Annotated in this window: 17 protein-coding genes; 13 read left to right on the top strand and 4 right to left on the bottom strand. The window is 72.3% G+C overall.

Annotated features, from left to right (window positions below; all coding sequences use genetic code 11):
• Positions 1–172 precede the first annotated feature (172 nt).
• From ACFP3V_RS08490 to ACFP3V_RS08525, 8 genes are all read left to right on the top strand, one after another.
• Positions 173–1,018, top strand: a complete 846-nt coding sequence (locus tag ACFP3V_RS08490; protein WP_380581486.1) for a helix-turn-helix transcriptional regulator — start codon at positions 173–175, stop codon at positions 1,016–1,018.
• Positions 1,015–2,427 carry a Fe-S cluster assembly protein SufB gene (gene sufB, locus ACFP3V_RS08495; RefSeq protein ID WP_380581488.1) on the top strand — a complete coding sequence of 471 codons (1,413 nt, stop codon included), beginning with the start codon at positions 1,015–1,017 and terminating at the stop codon, positions 2,425–2,427. The genes ACFP3V_RS08490 and sufB overlap by 4 nt, the downstream gene beginning before the upstream one ends.
• 60 nt (positions 2,428–2,487) lie before the next feature.
• Entirely contained in the window at positions 2,488–3,669 is a 1,182-nt protein-coding gene (gene sufD, locus ACFP3V_RS08500; RefSeq protein WP_380581490.1) for a Fe-S cluster assembly protein SufD, read from the top strand.
• The gene (locus ACFP3V_RS08505; RefSeq protein WP_380581492.1) at positions 3,666–3,983 is read left to right on the top strand and encodes a non-heme iron oxygenase ferredoxin subunit; all 318 of its coding nucleotides are present in this window, start codon (positions 3,666–3,668) and stop codon (positions 3,981–3,983) included. The genes sufD and ACFP3V_RS08505 overlap by 4 nt, the downstream gene beginning before the upstream one ends.
• Positions 3,984–3,989: 6 nt before the next feature.
• Positions 3,990–4,754: a Fe-S cluster assembly ATPase SufC gene (sufC, locus tag ACFP3V_RS08510; RefSeq protein WP_380581494.1), complete on the top strand. Its 765-nt coding sequence runs from the start codon at positions 3,990–3,992 to the stop codon at positions 4,752–4,754.
• The gene (locus ACFP3V_RS08515; protein WP_380581724.1) at positions 4,754–6,016 is read left to right on the top strand and encodes a cysteine desulfurase; all 1,263 of its coding nucleotides are present in this window, start codon (positions 4,754–4,756) and stop codon (positions 6,014–6,016) included. The genes sufC and ACFP3V_RS08515 overlap by 1 nt, the downstream gene beginning before the upstream one ends.
• A 26-nt stretch (positions 6,017–6,042) precedes the next feature.
• The gene (sufU, locus tag ACFP3V_RS08520) at positions 6,043–6,498 is read left to right on the top strand and encodes a Fe-S cluster assembly sulfur transfer protein SufU (RefSeq protein ID WP_380581496.1); all 456 of its coding nucleotides are present in this window, start codon (positions 6,043–6,045) and stop codon (positions 6,496–6,498) included.
• Between the two features lie 95 nt (positions 6,499–6,593).
• On the top strand, positions 6,594–6,881 hold the full coding sequence (locus ACFP3V_RS08525; protein WP_380581726.1) for a metal-sulfur cluster assembly factor: 288 nt from the start codon (positions 6,594–6,596) through the stop codon (positions 6,879–6,881).
• A gap of 155 nt (positions 6,882–7,036) precedes the next feature.
• Here ACFP3V_RS08525 and ACFP3V_RS08530 read toward each other — a convergent pair whose 3' ends face one another.
• Positions 7,037–8,323, bottom strand: a complete 1,287-nt coding sequence (locus ACFP3V_RS08530) for an MFS transporter (RefSeq protein WP_380581498.1) — start codon at positions 8,321–8,323, stop codon at positions 7,037–7,039.
• Positions 8,324–8,566: 243 nt separating this feature from the next.
• On the opposite strand from ACFP3V_RS08530, the gene ACFP3V_RS08535 reads away from it, so the two are divergent.
• Together ACFP3V_RS08535 and ACFP3V_RS08540 are read left to right on the top strand one after the other, a co-directional pair.
• Positions 8,567–10,177, top strand: coding sequence for a hypothetical protein (locus ACFP3V_RS08535; RefSeq protein ID WP_380581500.1), 1,611 nt, complete (start codon positions 8,567–8,569; stop codon positions 10,175–10,177).
• Between the two features lie 158 nt (positions 10,178–10,335).
• Positions 10,336–10,998, top strand: coding sequence for a double zinc ribbon domain-containing protein (locus ACFP3V_RS08540; protein WP_380581502.1), 663 nt, complete (start codon positions 10,336–10,338; stop codon positions 10,996–10,998).
• A 7-nt stretch (positions 10,999–11,005) separates the two neighbouring features.
• Here the strand turns inward: ACFP3V_RS08540 and ACFP3V_RS08545 are convergent, their stop codons facing one another.
• Positions 11,006–11,923: a hypothetical protein gene (locus ACFP3V_RS08545; protein WP_380581504.1), complete on the bottom strand. Its 918-nt coding sequence runs from the start codon at positions 11,921–11,923 to the stop codon at positions 11,006–11,008.
• A gap of 163 nt (positions 11,924–12,086) precedes the next feature.
• Here ACFP3V_RS08545 and ACFP3V_RS08550 point away from each other — a divergent pair, with 163 nt between their 5' ends.
• The gene (locus ACFP3V_RS08550) at positions 12,087–13,037 is read left to right on the top strand and encodes a hypothetical protein (RefSeq protein ID WP_380581506.1); all 951 of its coding nucleotides are present in this window, start codon (positions 12,087–12,089) and stop codon (positions 13,035–13,037) included.
• A gap of 308 nt (positions 13,038–13,345) precedes the next feature.
• On the opposite strand, the gene ACFP3V_RS08555 is transcribed toward ACFP3V_RS08550, so the two are convergent.
• A complete protein-coding gene (locus ACFP3V_RS08555; protein ID WP_380581508.1) occupies positions 13,346–14,995 on the bottom strand; it encodes a PucR family transcriptional regulator in 1,650 nt (549 codons plus the stop codon).
• A gap of 108 nt (positions 14,996–15,103) precedes the next feature.
• On the opposite strand from ACFP3V_RS08555, the gene pruA reads away from it, so the two are divergent.
• Positions 15,104–16,732, top strand: coding sequence for an L-glutamate gamma-semialdehyde dehydrogenase (gene pruA, locus ACFP3V_RS08560; RefSeq protein WP_380581510.1), 1,629 nt, complete (start codon positions 15,104–15,106; stop codon positions 16,730–16,732).
• 134 nt (positions 16,733–16,866) lie between these two features.
• A complete protein-coding gene (locus ACFP3V_RS08565) occupies positions 16,867–17,796 on the top strand; it encodes a proline dehydrogenase family protein (protein ID WP_380581512.1) in 930 nt (309 codons plus the stop codon).
• 18 nt (positions 17,797–17,814) lie between these two features.
• Here the strand turns inward: ACFP3V_RS08565 and ACFP3V_RS08570 are convergent, their stop codons facing one another.
• On the bottom strand, positions 17,815–19,014 hold the full coding sequence (locus ACFP3V_RS08570) for a cytochrome P450 (protein ID WP_380581514.1): 1,200 nt from the start codon (positions 19,012–19,014) through the stop codon (positions 17,815–17,817).
• Positions 19,015–19,129: the final 115 nt, after the last annotated feature.

Raw genomic sequence — 19,129 nt, forward strand, 5'->3', positions numbered from 1 at the left:
GCACCCGGCAACCCCTCAGGGGCGCGGGGGAACTGCGCGAGCAGCCCACCACTCACGGAGGTCCGTCCCGCATCCTGGGCCGGACCTCCCCGGGGGGTGGGCTGCTCGCGCGGTTCCCCGCGCCCCTGAGGGGCCCTGCGGGGGTCCTTGGGAGATTAGGTGACCCTTAGTGATGGAGGGCACTTCGGGGCGTGGTCAGCGCGGCTTGTTCGCGCGGAAGGAATTACGCAACAATGGGGTTGTGAAAAACGTGGGTGACTCAGCACACGCGCACGAGGCGGTCGAGAACGCGACCGCCCGTTCCGTGCTGTCCCCGCGTGACCGGGTCGCCCGGTCCATTCTCGACCACGGGCCCTCCAGCGCCGCCGACCTGGCGGAACGCCTCGGGATCACCCCCGTCGCCGTCCGCCGCCACCTGGACGCGCTGCAGGCCGCGGGTCTGGTCACCTCGCGCGAGCAGAAGGTCTACGGCCACCGGGGCCGCGGGCGCCCGGCCAAGGTGTTCCTGCTGACCGACTCCGGGCGGGACGCCTTCTACCAGGCCTACGACCAGCTCGCCGCCGACGCCCTGCGGTTCATCTCCGAGAGTGCCGGGGGCGGCGAGCGGGGCAAGGAGGCCCTCGCCGCCTTCGCCCGGTCCCGGCTCGCCAAGGACAAGGAGCGCTACCAGCAGGCGCTCGGCGAGTGCGCGGACACCGGCGAGAAGGCGCAGGCCCTGGCCGAGGCGCTGTCCGGCGACGGCTACGCTGCCACGGTGAAGTCCGCTCCCACCGGGGAGCAGATCTGCCAGCACCACTGCCCGGTCGTCCACGTGGCCGAGCAGTTCCCGCAGTTCTGCGAGGCCGAGACCGAGGTCTTCTCGCAGCTGCTGGGCACCCACGTGCAGCGGCTCGCGACCATCGCCCACGGAGACGGGGTCTGCACGACCTTCGTCCCCAAGGCCGCCGTTCCGGCGACCAACCCCACGACTGCCACGAAGAAGTCAGAAGAAGACGTCTCCGGGAGGAACCCCGCATGACCACCACCGCTCACCCGGAGCTCGAGGGCCTGGGCAAGTACGAGTACGGCTGGGCCGACCCCGACACGGCCGGCGCCTCCGCCAAGCGCGGTCTGAGCGAGGACGTCGTCCGCGACATCTCGGAGAAGAAGTCCGAGCCGGAGTGGATGCTGCAGCGCCGTCTCAAGGGTCTGAAGCTCTTCGGCAAGAAGCCGATGCCGACCTGGGGCTCCGACCTCTCCGAGATCGACTTCGACAACATCAAGTACTTCGTGCGCTCCACGGAGAAGCAGGCGGAGTCCTGGGAGGACCTGCCCGAGGACATCAAGAACACCTACGACAAGCTGGGCATCCCGGAGGCGGAGAAGCAGCGCCTGGTCGCCGGTGTCGCCGCCCAGTACGAGTCCGAGGTGGTCTACCACCAGATCAACCAGGACCTCGAGCGCCAGGGCGTGATCTTCCTCGACACGGACACCGCGCTCAAGGAGCACCCGGAGCTGTTCGAGGAGTACTTCGGCACCGTCATCCCGGCGGGTGACAACAAGTTCGCCGCGCTGAACACGGCCGTGTGGTCCGGCGGTTCCTTCATCTACGTGCCGAAGGGCGTGCACGTGGAGATCCCGTTGCAGGCCTACTTCCGGATCAACACCGAGAACATGGGCCAGTTCGAGCGGACGCTGATCATCGTCGACGAGGACGCCTACGTCCACTACGTCGAGGGCTGCACCGCGCCGATCTACAAGTCGGACTCGCTGCACTCCGCCGTGGTCGAGATCATCGTCAAGAAGGGCGGCCGCTGCCGCTACACGACGATCCAGAACTGGTCGAACAACGTCTACAACCTGGTCACCAAGCGCGCCGTGGCGTACGAGGGCGCGACCATGGAGTGGATCGACGGCAACATCGGCTCCAAGGTCACCATGAAGTACCCGGCCGTCTACCTGATGGGCGAGCACGCCAAGGGCGAGACGCTCTCGATCGCCTTCGCGGGCGAGGGCCAGCACCAGGACGCCGGCGCGAAGATGGTCCACATGGCGCCGAACACCTCCTCCAACATCGTCTCCAAGTCGGTGGCGCGGGGCGGCGGCCGGACCTCCTACCGCGGTCTGATCGAGATCGGCGAGGGCTCGCACGGCGCCAAGTCCAGCGTGCTGTGCGACGCGCTGCTGGTGGACACCATCTCCCGCTCGGACACCTACCCCTACGTGGACGTCCGCGAGGACGACGTGTCCATGGGCCACGAGGCCACCGTCTCCAAGGTCTCCGAGGACCAGCTCTTCTACCTGATGAGCCGCGGTCTGACCGAGCAGGAGGCCATGGCCATGATCGTGCGCGGCTTCGTCGAGCCCATCGCCCGCGAGCTGCCCATGGAGTACGCGCTGGAGCTCAACCGGCTGATCGAGCTGCAGATGGAAGGCGCCGTCGGCTGACGGCCCGCCACCTGATCGCTCATCAACTTCCCCACTGTGAAAGCGAGTAGCACGACAGCCATGGCTGACGTCACGAACACCCCCGCGGGCGCGACCACCTCGGGCTCGACCACCGTCGTCCCGCAGCCGGGCGACGCCCGGGTCGAGGCCGTCGCCTCCTACGACGTCGCGGACTTCGCGGTCCCCGTCGGCCGGGAGGAGAACTGGCGGTTCACGCCGCTGCACCGCCTGAAGGGCCTGCACGACGGCACCGCAGAGGCCACCGAGGGCGCGCTCAAGGTCGAGGTCACCGCCCCGGCCGAGGTCACCGTCGAGGCGGTCGAGCGCACCGACCCGCGCGTCGGCAAGGCCGGCAAGCCGGTGGACCGGGTCGCCGCCCAGGCGTTCTCCTCCTTCGAGCGGGCCGGGGTCGTGTCCGTGCCCAAGGACACCCAGCTGACCGAGCCGATCCGGATCACCGTCCACGGCCAGGGCGGCACCGCCTACGGGCACCAGATCATCGAGCTGGGCGCCTTCGCCGAGGCCGTCGTCGTGATCGAGCACACCGGCGACGCGGTGCTCGCGGCCAACGTCGAGTACCTGATCGGCGACGGGGCCAAGCTGACCGTGGTCTCGCTGCAGGACTGGGAGGACACCGCCGTCCACGCCGCGCAGCACACCGCGCTGGTCGGCCGGGACGCGTCCTTCAAGTCCGTGGTCGTCACCTTCGGCGGCGACCTGGTCCGGCTGCACCCGCGGGTGGTCTACGGCGGCACCGGCGGCGAGGCCGAGCTGTTCGGCCTCTACTTCGCCGACGCCGGCCAGCACCTGGAGCACCGCCTCTTCATCGACCACGACACCCCGCACTGCCGCTCCAACGTCGCCTACAAGGGCGCGCTGCAGGGCAACGAGGCGCACGCGGTCTGGATCGGCGACGTGCTGATCCGCGCCGAGGCCGAGGGCACCGACACCTACGAGCTCAACCGCAACCTGCTGCTGACCGACGGGGCGCGGGTGGACTCGGTCCCCAACCTGGAGATCGAGACCGGTGAGATCGTCGGCGCCGGGCACGCCTCCGCGACCGGCCGCTTCGACGACGAGCAGCTGTTCTACCTGCAGTCGCGCGGCATCCCGGCCGACGAGGCCCGCCGTCTGGTGGTCCGCGGCTTCTTCGCCGAGCTGGTCCAGCAGATCGGTCTGCCGGAGCTGCAGGAGCGGCTGATCGAGAAGATCGACGCCGAGCTCGAGGCGGCTGTCGCATGAGCTTCGTCCGCGTCGCCGCGCTGAGCGAGCTGGAGCCCGACACGCCCAAGCGCGTGGAGGTCGACGGCGTCCCGGTGTCGGTCGTCCTGGCGGACGACGAGGTCTTCGCGATCAACGACATCTGCTCGCACGCCAACGTCTCCCTCTCCGAGGGCGAGGTGGAGGACTGCGCGATCGAGTGCTGGCTGCACGGCTCGCGCTTCGACCTGCGCACCGGCAAGCCCTCGGGTCTGCCCGCCACCCGGCCCGTCCCCGTGTACCCCGTAAAGATCGAAGGGGACGACGTGCTCGTCTCCGTCACCCAGGAGTCCTGAGCCCCCATGGCAACGCTTGAAATCCGTGACCTGCACGTCTCCGTCGAGGCGGAGAACGGCCCCCGCGAGATCCTCAAGGGTGTCGACCTCACCGTGAAGCAGGGTGAGACCCACGCCATCATGGGCCCGAACGGCTCCGGCAAGTCCACCCTGGCCTACTCGCTGGCCGGCCACCCCAAGTACACGATCACCGGCGGCGAGGTCCTCCTCGACGGCGAGGACGTGCTCGCCATGTCCGTGGACGAGCGCGCCCGCGCCGGCCTGTTCCTGGCCATGCAGTACCCGGTCGAGGTTCCCGGCGTCTCCGTCTCCAACTTCCTGCGCACCTCCGCGACCGCCATCCGGGGCGAGGCCCCCAAGCTGCGCACCTGGGTGAAGGAGGTCAAGGAGGCCATGGCCGACCTCCAGATGGACCCCGCCTTCGCCGAGCGCAACGTCAACGAGGGCTTCTCCGGCGGTGAGAAGAAGCGCCACGAGATCCTGCAGATGGAGCTGCTCAAGCCCAAGGTCGCCATCCTCGACGAGACCGACTCCGGCCTCGACGTCGACGCGCTGCGCGTCGTCTCCGAGGGCGTCAACCGGGTGCGGGCGACCGGGGAGGTCGGCACCCTGCTGATCACCCACTACACGCGCATCCTGCGCTACATCAAGCCCGACTTCGTCCACGTCTTCGCCGCGGGCCGGATCGTCACCTCCGGTGGCCCGGAGCTCGCCGACGAGCTGGAGGAGAACGGCTACGAGCAGTACGTGAAGGGCGGCGCAGCAGAGTGATCCACACCCCTCGTCCCGACGGGACCTTCGACGTAGAGGCGATCCGCAAGGACTTCCCGATCCTGCAGCGGCTGGTGCACGACGGGAAGCCCCTGGTCTACCTCGACAACGCGGCGACCTCGCAGAAGCCCAAGCAGGTGCTGGACGCGCTCGAGGCCTACTACGCGCAGCACAACGCCAACGTCCACCGCGGCGTGCACGTGCTCGCGGAGGAGGCCACGGCGCTGTACGAGAGCGCCCGCGACAAGGTCGCGGCCTTCGTCAACGCGCCCAGCCGGGACGAGGTCATCTTCACCAAGAACGCCTCGGAGTCGCTCAACCTGGTTGCCAACATGCTGGGTTGGGCCGACGAGCCGTACCGGGTGGATGACGGGTCCGAGATCGTCATCACGGAGATGGAGCACCACTCCAACATCGTGCCGTGGCAGCTGCTGGCGCAGCGCACCGGCGCGACGCTGCGGTGGTTCGGCCTGACCGACGACGGCCGGCTGGACATCAGCAACATCGACCAGGTCATCACCGAGAGGACCAAGGTCGTCTCCTTCGTGCTGGTCTCCAACATCCTGGGCACCCAGAACCCGGTCGAGGCCATCGTCCGCCGGGCCCAGGAGGTCGGCGCGATCGTCGTCGTCGACGCCTCGCAGGCCGCCCCGCACATGACGCTGGACGTGCAGGAGCTGGGCGCCGACTTCGTGGCCTTCACCGGCCACAAGATGCTCGGCCCGACCGGCATCGGCGTGCTGTGGGGCCGTCAGGAGCTGCTGGAGGACCTGCCTCCGTTCCTCGGCGGCGGCGAGATGATCGAGACCGTCACCATGCAGTCCTCGACCTACGCCCCGGCCCCGCACAAGTTCGAGGCGGGCACCCCGCCGATCGCGCAGGCGGTCGGGCTGGGTGCGGCGATCGACTACCTCTCCGCGGTGGGGATGGACAACATCGCCGCCCACGAGCACGCGATCACCGCCTACGCGCTGGAGCAGCTGCAGCAGGTCCCGGACCTGCGGATCATCGGCCCGACCACGGCCGAGGACCGCGGCGCGGCGATCTCCTTCACCCTGGGCGACATCCACCCGCACGACGTGGGGCAGGTGCTGGACGAGCAGGGCATCGCCGTGCGCGTCGGCCACCACTGCGCGCGCCCGGTCTGCCTGCGCTACGGAATTCCGGCGACCACGCGGGCGTCGTTCTACCTGTACTCCACCGAGGCGGAGGTGGACGCGCTCGTCGCCGGGCTGCACCACGTCCGCGCCTTCTTCGGCTGAGCCGGACAGGAACGAGGACTGACGGGATGAAGCTCGACTCGATGTACCAGGACATCATCCTGGACCACTACAAGCACCCGCACGGGCGCGGCCTGCGCCCCGGCGACGCCGAGGTGCACCACGTCAACCCGACGTGCGGCGACGAGATCACCCTGCGCGTGAAGCTCGACGGCACGGTGCTCGAGGACATCTCCTACGAGGGCCAGGGCTGCTCCATCAGCCAGGCCAGCGCCTCGGTGCTGAACGACCTGCTGGTGGGGAAGTCGCTGGGCGAGGCGCAGCAGATCCAGGAGGCGTTCCTGGAGCTGATGCAGTCCAAGGGCCAGGAGGAGGGCGACGAGGACGTGCTGGAGGACGCGATCGCGTTCGCCGGCGTGTCCAAGTACCCGGCGCGGGTGAAGTGCGCCCTGCTGAGCTGGATGGCCTGGAAGGACGCCACGGCTCAGGCCCTGGCGGCGAACCCCGAGAAGGAAAGCGCATGAGCGAGACGACGGGCACCCCGGTTCCCGAGGAGACCGCAACCGAGGCCTCCGGCTTCGAGACGGTGAGCAAGGGCTCCGTCAAGGTCGACGACCTGATGGAGGCTCTGATGGACGTCGTGGACCCGGAGTTGGGCATCGACGTCGTCAACCTCGGCCTGATCTACGGCGTGCACATCGACGAGTCGGACGTCGCGACCGTCGACATGACGTTGACCTCGGCGGCCTGCCCGCTGACCGACGTCATCGAGGACCAGGCCCGTACGGCGACGGACGGCCTGGTGCAGGATCTGCGGATCAACTGGGTCTGGATGCCGCCGTGGGGCCCGGACAAGATCACCGACGACGGCCGCGAACAGCTCCGCGCCCTGGGCTTCAACGTCTGAGGGGCCGCACCCCCGCAGGGGCGCGAGGCTGGAGACATGCGCGGCTCGGCCGCGCGGGCGCGAGCAAGACACCACCCGGGGAGGTTCGACCCCATGTGCGGGACGGACCTCCCCGGGTGGTGTCTTGCTCGCGAAGTTCCTCGCGCCCCTGAGGGTTACCGCTTGAGGGAAAGTGCGGCAAGCACCGTGCAGGCAGTCGCGGCCACGGCCGAGAAGAGGGTGACCGCGGGCAGGATGCCCAACTGCTGGGCGAGGAGGCCGACGCCGACGATCGGCAGGGAGCTGCCGAGGTAGACGATCACCCACAGGGCGCTCAACTCACTGCCCCGCCGTGCCGGGTCCATCGCGGTGACCGCCCGGGTGAACAGGGTCCGGAACGCGACACCCTGTGCGGCGCCGCCCAGCACGCTCCCCAGGAACAGCAGCGCCGGGGCATGCGCCCAGCCCGCGACCACCACGAGTACCAGGCCCGCCGCCAGACCGGTCATCCCCAGCGCCGGCACCGCCCTGCTCCGGGTCGGCCGGGCCAGCAACTGCGCCGCGGCGGAAGCCGCCAGCAGGAGCGCCGCCACCGCCGCGCCCGCCAGCGGGGCGGTGGTGTGCAGCAGCTTCGCCGCATAGCCCGGGGCCAGGCTCAGGTACACGCCGAAGACCGCGTAGCTGGTGAATCCCGTCCCCGCCGCCAGCAGGAACTCGCGCCGTCCGGCCCGCGGCAGGCTCAACGCCCGGGGCCGGAGCGAGATCTGAGTGCGTGTCACCGGCTGCCGCTCGGGCTGCCCGGGGAAGCGCGGGTGGAGAACCGCCAGCGGCACGCACAGCACCAGCAGCGCCGCCGCGTGCAGCAGGAACGGCAGCAGTACGACCTCGCCGGGGGAGGCCGCCCGGGCCAGCGCCGCGCCCAGCAGGGGGCCGAGGGCCACGCCGCCCGCGCTGGCCGCCAACGTCAGCTTCGCGGCGAGGGCCTGACGGTCCGGCAGCAGATCGCTGAGCGCCGCGCCGGCCGCACCAGTGGCCAGGCCGACGGCGATGCCCTGCACCGCGCGGCCCAGCGCGAGCTGCCCCAGGCCGCCCGCGGTCGCGAACACGGTGTCGCCCAGCGCGGCCAGCGCCACGGCGGGCAGCACCATGGCCCGGCGCCCCAGCTGGTCCGACCAGTGGCCGACCGCCGCCAGCACCGGCACCAGGGCGAAGACGTAGACGGAGAACAGCAGCGTGGTGTCGACGGGCGTCAGGCCCATCCGTCGCTGCAGCTCCGGGTAGAGCGGCGTGGCCAGGTTGGCTCCCGTCAGCAGCAGGAGCAGCACGGCCACGGTCAGGCCCACGCGGACGCCGCGCAGGGCGTTCCAGCGGCTCAGGGCCGGCGTACGGAGGAACTCGCGCGGGGCGAGCTCGGGCGGGAGCAGGGCTTCGGAAAGCCGCGTCCCGGCAGGGGACAGCGCCATGGCAGGGGTCTCCTGGCGTACGGGCTCCGGGCAGGCCCGGCGGGGTGTGCCGGGGACGTCCGGGTGGAGCGGTGGTTCGGTCGTTGACGTGGGCGTTCGCGCCGGGGTGTGGCACGGGCCGCCCAGCGGAGGATACGGCCTGCCGCTGCGTCGGAGGAAAACGGCCCCGCCGCGCTACGCTCGGGCTTGAGTCAGGGTGTGAGCTGCGCAACAGCGTGGCGCGGAGGCAAGGGCAGGGTCGTCATGGCGGATCGCAGGCGCAGGGGCAGCGGGACGGACGCGGGGACCCCGCTCCCCGCCGAGCTCGGTCTGGAGGAGCTGTACGGGACGCCCGAGGAGCTGGAGACCGAGGAGGAGGACCTGGTCGTCGTGCCCCCGGTCCGACTGCCCGCCGAGGCCGAGCTGGCCGCGGCGGCCCGGACGGCGCCGCTGCTGGAGCTGGCGGTCCGGCTGGCCCGCTGGGTGGCGCCGGAGAAGCCGGTGGACGAGTGGGGCGAGCTGGGCGCCGAGCAGGAGGCCACGGCCGCCCGAGAGCTGGGCCTGCACCTGACCGACGCGGGCGAGCTGGAGCAGCCCTGGTCGCTGGCCGTGGACCTGGGCCTGGTCGCCGTCGAGGGCGAGCCCGAGGCGGCCCGTCCCGGGCCTGCCCTGGAGGCGCTGGAACAGGCCGACCCGGAGACCGTGCTGGACCTCTGGTTCACCGCCGCCACCGTCGTCGCCGGGACGACCGTGGACGCCGCCGTGGAGGACGCGGAGCTGGAGGAGGAGGCCGTCGAGGCCGCCATCGCCTCCGCGACGGGCCAGAACGGCGAGACGGAGGAGGACGAGGAGTCCGAGGAGGAGTACGCCCGGGCCGAGGAGCGCCGCGAGGAGACCCAGGCCCTGCTCGACGACGCCCTGCAGACCCTCTACGAGACGCGGGCCTTCGCCGAGGACACCGCCGCCGAGACGCTGCCGCTGGGGGTGCTCGCCGCCCTCCTCGTCGTCCCGGACGGCGAGGAGCCGGACGAGGAGATGCTCGGCGAGATCACCGAGGTCATGATCACCCTGGACCCGATGCTCCAGGACCTCGCCGCCGTCGGCATGCTCGACTACTCGCCGATCGACCCCGCCCTCTTCGAGGAGACGGACGAGGGCGAGCTGGAGGCCGAGCTCGACGACACCGACGTGGCGCGCTTCGGCCAGGTGCGGCTGACCGACCTGGGCCTGTTCGCGGTCCGGGAGTGGCTGCTCGAGGACGGCTACGACGCCCCGCTGATCGGCGAGCACGCGGAGGGCACCGCGCAGGAGCTGATGGAGTACCTGTGCGGCAGCTCGAACGTGATGCCCGAGGCGGAGATCGAGGCATGGCTTTCCGGCCGCGAGCCGCAGGAGGCCGCGGCGGCCCTGCTGGAGGCCTCCCGGGGAGCCGACATCACCGCCCCGATCCGCCGGCGCTTCACCGTGCTGGCGCTGGACCGCCTGGGCGAACCCGCGGAGCCCGCGGCCCGCGCGGTTCTGACGGACCCTCACCTCAACGGCGTGGCAGCCGCGTGGCTCACCGCGCGCGGCGCCGACGACCTGCCCGAGCCGAGCCAGGACATCCGCCTGTGGTCCTTCGTCGACGTGCTCGCGGGCCGGGCGATCACCGAGGCGCCGGACAACGACGCGGCGCGGAAGATGATCGCGGAAGCGTGGGTCGACGGCCCCGACGCCGCCTGGGTCGCGGACCTGTGGCGGGTCGACCACCCCTACACGACGCTCGTGCTGAACATGATCGGCGCCGCGCACCCGGACAAGGGCGTGGCCAAGCAGGCCCGCAAGGCCGCGTACAAGGCCCGCTCCGAGTCCAACGCGGGCAGGGCCCGCTCCTAGCAGCCGAAGACAGCGGCCCCGCCTCGGGGGGGCGCTGTCGCAGGGTGGTCACGAGTCGGTACGGCGGGGCCGACCGCCTGGCCCGGGGCCAGGGGTCTGTGCCACGCTGTGTCCCGCAATCGGGGGATATCCGGGGACCGCGTGGGGGTGCAGCCGCGATGAGCGACGGCGAGATCTACTTCAGCAACAACTACCGCGACCTGTGCGAGCAGAACGGCACCGGCGCGGGCTTCCAGTTCGAGTTCTCCTGCGCGCGCTGCTACGACACCTGGCGCTCCGCCTTCCGCCCCTACACCGCCGGCCGGGTCACCGGCTGGGTGGACCGCGCGGTGTCCAGCGCCTGGGGCGCGTTCGGGCGGGCGGGGAGCGAGGCCAGCAGCGCGCTGGGCGGGATCGTCGGCGCCAACTGGGGCCCGGCGAAGGACAACGCGTTCAAGGACGCCGTCCACGACGCGGCCGCGCACTTCAACCGCTGCCCCCGCTGCACGCACTACGTCTGCGGCCGCTGCTGGAACGCCGGGCAGGGCCTGTGCCTGAACTGCGCGCCGGACACCGCCGCCGAGGTCGCGGCCGCCGCGCAGCGCGGGCTCAACGACGCCGCCTCGCAGAGCGCCTACGAGGCCGGCAGCTCGCGCGGCGCCGCCTACGACGTCAACCGGCCCACCCAGCTGGTCTGTCCGCAGTGCCGGACGGAGACGCACGGGGCCCGCTTCTGCCCCGGCTGCGGCTACCGGCTGGCACAGGAGGACACCTGCCGGTCCTGCAACGCCCAGCTGCCGCAGGGGGCGGCCTTCTGCCCCGACTGCGGCACCCGGCGCTGACGCGGCGTCAACCGACCACGTTCACCCGGAAATCGGTGACCGAGGGGCGGCTCCGCTGGAACGGGTCCTCGATGGTGAGCAGGCCGCCGGCGAGCGACATGCCCGGGCGGGCCGAGCGGGAGACCGCGAGGTGCGCGGACTCGAACTCGTCCCGCCACACCACCGGTGCGCCCGGGTAGGTGCACGACAGCGTGGACTGCCCCCGGCCGGTCAGCGTGCAGCGGTACGGCAGCGGGCGGGCCCAGGAGGTCAGCGCGGGGGCCACGGCGGTCACCGTGACGGGCCCGGTGTACTCGTTGGACGGCCCGGCGTTGTGGAACAGCAGCCCGAAGTCCAGCACCTCCCCGGGCCTGGCCTTCAACGGCCCGTACGGGGTGGCCCGCAGGTCGACCTCCGGGTCCCCGGTCACCACGTCGTAGCGGGCCGTGGCCTGGTCGTCGCCGCTGTACGCGGTGACGTCGCAGTGCTCGACGGAGTGCGGCGCGACGGTGGCGGCGAGCCTGAGCCGCAGTTGGGTGCGGACGAAGGCCCCCGGTTCCAGCCCGGCCGGGACGGTCCAGGACACGCCGCCGGTGAAGTGGGTCAGTGTGTCGTCCCCCGGACCGGCCGGACGGATGTCGGTGGGGACGAAGTTGTGCACCACGACCTGCGTCGGCTCGGTGGTCGGGCTGCTCCCGTGGTTGCGCACCAGCACCCCGAGGGTGCGGGCGCCGCCCGGGGCCATGGGACTCGCGTCCCAGCTGAGCCGGACGGCGAGCCGGTCCCCGTCCTGGGCTGCGGGCGGTGGTGAGCAGTGGTAGGGGTCCGGGCCCGCGGCGCGGGCCTGCCCCGGCAGCGGCAGGGCCAGGCCCAGCAGGGTTGCCAGGACGGCGAGATGACGGCGGATCAGGCGACGGGACGGTGGGGTCGGTGTGGTCGGCAGCACATCGTCACTGTGCGTGCGCCGGTCTGCGCGGGGCGGCGCGGCACGCCCGTTCCGCCGCCCAGTCGCCCGTACGGCGTACCCGCCTCCCGGAGTCCGGTGCGCGGCGGGGGCCGGACTCCGTAGGGTTCCGTAGGGTGGGTCCGACCGAGGGAGGGGCTGGGGCGTGGAGCAGGACCTGATGCGCGAGCTGGCCGCCGCCGACCTGGGCGCGCTCGGTGAACGCGGCTTCCCCGTCTTCGCGGCGACGGCCGCCGGGGTGACCGGGACGGTGCTGTCCTCCTGGGAGCGCCACGGCCCGTCCCTGGTGCGGCTGGTGCTGGCGGCGGGGGACGCGCTGGCCGGGGACGGCCCGTGGCTGGAGGTCCGCACGGCGGACGAGGCGGCGGAGCTGCCGGAGCACCCCCTGCCCGACGTGATCGAGGACGAGCGGGACCGGCTGCGCGAGCACGCGGGGATCACTGACGAACGGGGCTTCGCGGCCGAGGAGCCGCGGGGCGCGGTGCTGCGGGTGGACGGCGTCCCCTACCCGGTGCGGCTGCGCCGGGAGGGCCCGTTGTGGGCGGCGCGGCTGCGGCTGCGCGGGGTGTCGCTGACGGTGGCGGGCCGTGGAGTCGCGTACGGGGACGTCGAGTTGGCCGAGGTGGGGGATCTGGAGCCGTTCGCGGTGGGGCGGCAGGAGCTGCTGGTCCGGCTGCGGGAGCGCCGGCGTCGGGCGCCGGCCGAGCCGCCGCCCGACGAACCGCTGGGCTTGGACGCGCACCGGCGGCTGGTGGACTACTGCGTCGCGCACGCCCTGCGGGTCGAGGCGGTGACGGAGCATCAGGAGCGCGAGGACCTGTGGGAGCGCGCGGTACGCCAGCAGATGCGGCTGGCGGGGGAGGACCGCGAGGCGGCGGACGAGGCGGTGTCCTCGCTGGTCAGCCAGATGATCGCGCTCGCGCTGAGCGAGACGTGGTTCCCTGCGGGGCCGGAGGGGGAGCGGGCCCGCGACGAGAGCATCCGCTTCACCGCGTTCGCGAGCGAGGTCCCCAGCGCCCCCGCGCAGCGCGCGTGGCGCACCGACGCCGACCCCGAAGCCTGGCTCACCCTCTGGCGCCGCTGGCGGGGGCGCTAGCCCCCGGACCCCCTGGCGGGGCGTTGCCCCTGGCGGGGCGTTGTCCTTGGCGGGGCGTTGTCCTTGGCGGGGCGTTGTCCTTGGCGGGGCGTTGTCCTTGGCGGGGCGTTGTCCTTGGCGGGGCGTTGTCCTTGGCGGGGCGTTGTCCTTGGCGGGGCGTTGTCCTTGGCGGGGCGTTGTCCTTGGCGGGGCGTTGCCCCTGGCGGGGCGTGGGTGTCCTGGCTGCGACTCCGTCATCGGAGCAAGGCCGCCGGAGGCGGGCCTGCTTGCGGGCGTACGGAGCCGGTGCGCGGCGTGCTCGGGGCGGGTCACCTGGGCCGGAGGCGGAGTTGGAGCATGGCGAGGACCCGCTGCTCCGGGCTGGTGAAGTCGAGGCCGGTGAGGTGTTCGGCCCGGCGGAGCCGGTAGCGGAGGGTGTTGGGGTGGACGTGCAGGGCCTGCGCGGCCTCGCGGACGTCGCCGAAGGCGTCGAGCCAGGCCAGCACCGAGGCGGCCAACTGGCCGCCGCCGCGGGCATCGTGGTCCCGCAGCGCGTCGAGGCGGGGGTCGCGGACGGTCGGGTGGGCCTCCAGCAGGGCCAGTAGCTCGGCCAGCGCCACCTCCGCCTGGACGTCCGGCAACGCCGCGACCTGCACCGGAACCTGCCCGCTCGCCATGGCGTCCAGGATGCGGTCCGCCTCCGCCCGGGAGGAGGCCGCGCCGGAGAGGCCGGGCTCCAGGGCGCCGACCGCGCCCCGAAGGGGGAGGTGGAGGTGCCGGGTGGCCGCGTCGGCGACGTCCTGGGCCCAGCCGCGCAGCGTCGCGGGGGCGATGCCGCGCGGGAGTTCGGGCAGCAGGACGTAGACCCGGTCGTCCGCCGGGGCCACCAGCGCGCTGCGGTGGCGGGCCGCCGCGTGCACCGAGACCAGGCTGACCGTCTCGTCCCGGCTCAACTCGCTCGCCGCGCCCGGCAGGGCGAAGCCCAGCACGGCCGCCGGGCGCTTGGCGTCCAGGCCGACGTGGGCGGCCAGGGTCTGCGGGGAGGTGGTGCCCTGCAGCAGGCCGGACAGCAGGTTCTGGGTCAGCCGCAGCTCCGAGCTCAACTCCCGCCGCCGACGCACCAGATGCAGCGCGGCCACCCGGGCCGCGCCCAGCAGCGCCTGATCCGCGCGTTCGGCCAGCGGGGCGGCGCCCTCCTGCACCCAGATGGTGCCCAACTGCCGCTCCCCGGACCGGATCGCCACGACCAGCCGGCGCCGCAGGCCCAGCTCCGGATGCGCGTCAATGGCCACCACCCGCTCCCCAGCGCGCAGTTGCTGGAAGACGCCCCACTCGCGCAGCTTCGACAGGTAGGGCTCCGGGCCCTGCCAGCCCAGGATGGTCAGCCGGCGCAGGTCGTCGATCTCGTCCGAGTCGGAGGAGCGGGAATAGGCCAGGATCCGGTTGGCGGTGTCCTCGATCGAGACGATGCCGCCGGTCAGCACGGCCGTCGTCTGCGCCAGCGCGAACAGGTCGCCCTCCTCGCCGCCGGGCTCGACCTCCTCCACGCCGCGCGCGAACGCGGCCCGGACCAGCGCGTCCACGCGCTCCCAGCGGACGTCCGCGCCCACCGCCAGCAGGGCCACTCCGGCGTCCTCGGCGGCCTCCCGCAGCGCCTCGGCCTGGGCGGGGGAGTCGATGCGCAGCGCCACCGCCGCCGCGCCGCCGCGGGCCGCGGCCCGCAGCACCGGCAGCGCCGCGGCCCGGCCGCGCACCCCGATGGCCAGCACCAGCTCACCCGGACGGGCGCTCGGCGGATCCGACGGGTCCAGCAGTGCCACGTCCGACACCTCGACGTCCAGTCCGCGCGGCGCGCCCTGCAGTTCCAGCACCGGTTCGCCCAGGGACATCAGCAGCTGACGCAGGCTCAGACCCAGGACCGGCCCCTCGTCCGGCGCAGTTGCGGCGTCCGGGTGATTGTCCGGTCGAACAGGGTCCATGGGGCGATCCTATGCAGCTGGACAAATACCTGTCCCGGTCCGCGGGCCTAGCGTGAGCACTGCGGGCAACCACGCCCGCGTCAGGCCTCAACGAGGAGAGCGCGCGTGATGGACGCTGTGACCCAGATCCCCGCGCCGGTCAACGAGCCGGTGCACAGCTACGCCCCCGGCAGCCCGGAGCGCGCGCGGCTGGAGGCGGAGCTGAAGCGTCTCGGCGAGCAGGAGCCCGTCGAGCTGACCATGACCATCGGCGGAGTGCGCCGCCTCGGCGGCGGCGAGCCCATCGACGTGGTCCAGCCCCACAACCACGCCGCCCGGCTCGGCACCCTGCGCAACGCCACGGTCCAGGACGCGAAGGACGCCGTGGACGCGGCCCTCGCCGCCGCCCCCGCCTGGCGCGCCCTCTCCTTCGACGACCGCGCCGCGATCTTCCTGCGCGCCGCCGACCTCCTGTCCGGCCCCTGGCGCGAGACCCTGGCCGCCGCCACCATGCTCGGCCAGTCCAAGACCGCGCAGCAGGCCGAGATCGACACCCCCTGCGAGCTGGTCGACTTCTGGCGCTTCAACGTCCACTTCGCCCGGCAGATCCTGGCCGAGCAGCCGATCTCCAGCCCCGGCGTGTGGAACCGCACCGACCACCGGCCGCTGGAGGGCTTCGTCTACGCGATCACGCCCTTCAACTTCACCGCCATCGCCGGCAACCTGCCCACCGCGCCCGCGCTGATGGGCAACACGGTGGTCTGGAAGCCGTCCCCCACCCAGCAGTTCGCCGCTCACTACCTGATGCAGCTGCTGGAGGAGGCCGGGCTCCCCAAGGGCGTCATCAACATGGTCACCGGCGACGGCCTGGCCGTCTCCGAGGTGGCGCTCAAGCACCCGGACCTGGCGGGCATCCACTTCACCGGCTCCACGGCCACCTTCCAGCACCTGTGGCAGCAGGTCGGCCAGAACATCGCCGGCTACCGCTCCTACCCGCGGATCGTCGGCGAGACCGGCGGCAAGGACTTCCTGGTCGCCCACCCGTCCGCCGACCCCGCGGTGCTCAAGACGGCGATGACCCGCGGCGCGTTCGAGTACCAGGGCCAGAAGTGCTCGGCGCTGTCCCGCGCCTACGTCCCCGCCTCGCTCTGGTCCGAGCTGCGTGAGGACTTCCGCAACGAGGTCGAGTGGCTGACCATGGGCGACGTCACCGACCTGGCCAACTTCATGGGCGCCGTCATCGACGAGCGGGCCTTCGCCAAGAACAAGGCCGCCATCGACCGCGCCAAGGCCGACCCGAACGTCGAGATCCTGGCCGGCGGCGCCTACGACGACTCGGTGGGGTACTTCGTCCGGCCGACCGTGCTGGTCTGCTCCGACCCGGAGGCCGAGTACTTCCGCGACGAGTACTTCGGTCCGATCCTGGCCGTGTACGTCTACCAGGACGACCAGTACGAGCAGATGCTCGAGCAGATGGAGTCGGTCTCCACGTACGGTCTGACCGGCTCGATCATCGCCACCGACCGGGCCGCCGTGGCCCACGCGATGGAGAAGCTGCGCTTCGCCGCCGGCAACTTCTACATCAACGACAAGCCGACCGGCGCGGTCGTCGGCCAGCAGCCCTTCGGCGGCGCGCGCGCCTCCGGCACCAACGACAAGGCGGGCGCCGCGCAGAACCTGCTGCGCTGGACCTCGACGCGGTCCATCAAGGAGACCTTCGTCCCGCCGACGGACTACCGCTACCCGCACATGGGCTGACAACCCGTCAGCAGCGTGCCCCGGTCACCGCGCCCCCGCCTACTCCCCCGTTGCCGCGGGGGCGCGGCCTCATCTCCGTAGTTCAGTCCCACGCTCGGCAACCCCCTTTCCCGCCCTGTCCTTGGAGTGCCCGCATGCTCCGCGCCACGCTTCTGGCCGCCTCCCGCTCCCCGCAGTCCCGCAAGCTGATCGAGGCGCTGCCCCCCACCCGGGCCATCGTCAAGCGGTTCGTCGCCGGTGACAGCCTCGACGAGGCGGTCACCGTCACCGACGAACTGGTCGGCGCCGGACGCCGGATCACCCTCGACCACCTGGGCGAGGACACCAGCGACGCCGCCCAGGCGGCCGCCACCGCCGAAGCCTACGAGCACCTGCTCGCGGCGCTGAAGGAGACCGGCCTGGCGGACCGCGCCGAGGTGTCGGTGAAGCTGTCCGCGGTCGGTCAGTTCCTGCCCAGGGACGGCGAGCGGATCGCCCTGGAGAACGCGCGCCGCATCTGCGCCGCAGCGGCCGACGCGGGCACCACGGTGACCCTGGACATGGAGGACCACACCACCACCGACTCCACCCTGGGCATCGCCCGCGAACTGCGCCGCGACTACCCGTGGTTGGGCGTCGTGCTGCAGGCCTACCTGCACCGCACCGAGGCCGACTGCGCGGAGTTCGCCGCCGCCGGCTCGCGGGTCCGGCTGTGCAAGGGCGCCTACAAGGAGCCCGAGTCGGTGGCGTTCCAGAAGAAGTCCGAGGTGGACAAGGCCTACATCCGCTGCCTCAAGGTGCTGATGGCCGGGGAGGGCTACCCGATGGTGGCCTCCCACGACCCCCGCATCATCAGGATCGCCGGCCAGCTGGCGCAGTGGAACGGCCGCAAGAGCGACTCCTTCGAGTACCAGATGCTCTACGGCATCCGCCCCGAGGAGCAGCAGCGCCTCGTGGACGAGGGCGCCACCATGCGCATCTACCTGCCCTACGGGAACGAGTGGTACGGGTACTTCATGCGCCGCCTCGCCGAGCGCCCCGCCAACCTGGCCTTCTTCCTGCGGGCGCTGGCGACCCGGGACTGACCGGCACGAGCCGGATCGTCACCAGCTGACGGGCAGGGAGACCAGGCGGCGCATGGCGACGCCCTGGTCCCAGTCCAGGCCCGGGTCCGGGGCGGCCAGGCGCAGCCCGGGCAGACGCTCCGTCAGCACCTCCAGGGCGATCTCCAGTTCGGCCACGCCGAGTGCCCAGCCGACGCACCGGTGCGGCCCGTGGCCGAAGCCGAGGTGGGCGTTGCGCTGGACCCGGGTGATGTCGAAGCGGCGCGCGTCCTCGAAGGCGTCCTCGTCGAAGTTGGCGGAGGCCAGCAGCGGGATCAGCACCGAGCCCTCCGGCACGCGGGTGCCGGAGAGCTCGACGTCGGCCATGGCCATCCGCTCGAAGCTGGTGGTGGCCGCGGCGACGTAGCGGAGCACCTCCTCGACCGCGCTGGGGATCAACTCCGGCTTCCGGCAAAGCAGTTCCCACTGGTCCGGGTGGCGGGCGAAGGTGACCGCCATGTTCGGGATGATGTTCGAGGAGGCAATCGAGCCGCCGCCCAGGTGCACCCAGATCTGCGCGACCAGCTCCTCCTCGGTCAACTGGTCGCCCTCGTCGCGGGACTGGATCAGCGCGCTGGTGAAGTCGTCGCCGGGCTCGGCGCGCTTCGCGGCGACCAGCTCCGCGATGTAGGCGGTCACCTCGGCGAAGGCGGTCGCCTGCTCCTCGGGCGTGAACCGGCCGAAGGAGAGGATCACCGTCAGCCAGTGCATCATCCGCTCGACGTCGTGGGTGGGGACGCCGAACTTCTCGAAGATCAGCCGGGTGGGGAAGGGCGTGCCGAAGGCGGCCACGAAGTCCGCGGAGGTGGCGCCGTCCGCGGTCATCCGGTCCACCAGCTCGTGGGCGATCTCCCGGATCCGCGGCCGGTACCGGGCGACGGTGCCGGTGGTGAAGGCCTTGACGGTGAGCCGGTGCAGCCGGGTGTGCTCGGGGCGGTCCAGGTTGGTCATCAGGCCGGGCACCCGGGCGCCCTCCAGCAGCAGCGGCACCTCCGGGTCCATGCAGGCGGCGCGGCTGAACACCGGGTCGCTGAGCACGCGCTTGGTGTCCTCGTAGCGGGTCACCAAGTACGCCTCGCCGCCGGTGGACAGCCGCACCTTCGGCACCGGGCAGCTCGCGCGCAGCTCGGCGTAGGCGGACACGAAGTCGTCCGCGGGCGAGACGTCCTCGAAGGGGAAGACAGGCAGGTCGCCGCTCATGGCGCGCGCTCCGGTGGTCGCGGGGCCGGACAGGACGGCGACAGGCTGGCCCGCGCCGCTAAGGCCCCGCCAAAGGCCCCGCTCCGCGCCCGGTCCGCCCGGGTGGCGCCGGGAG

This window comes from Streptacidiphilus monticola (assembly GCF_042658505.1).
Lineage (GTDB): Bacteria > Actinomycetota > Actinomycetes > Streptomycetales > Streptomycetaceae > Streptacidiphilus > Streptacidiphilus monticola.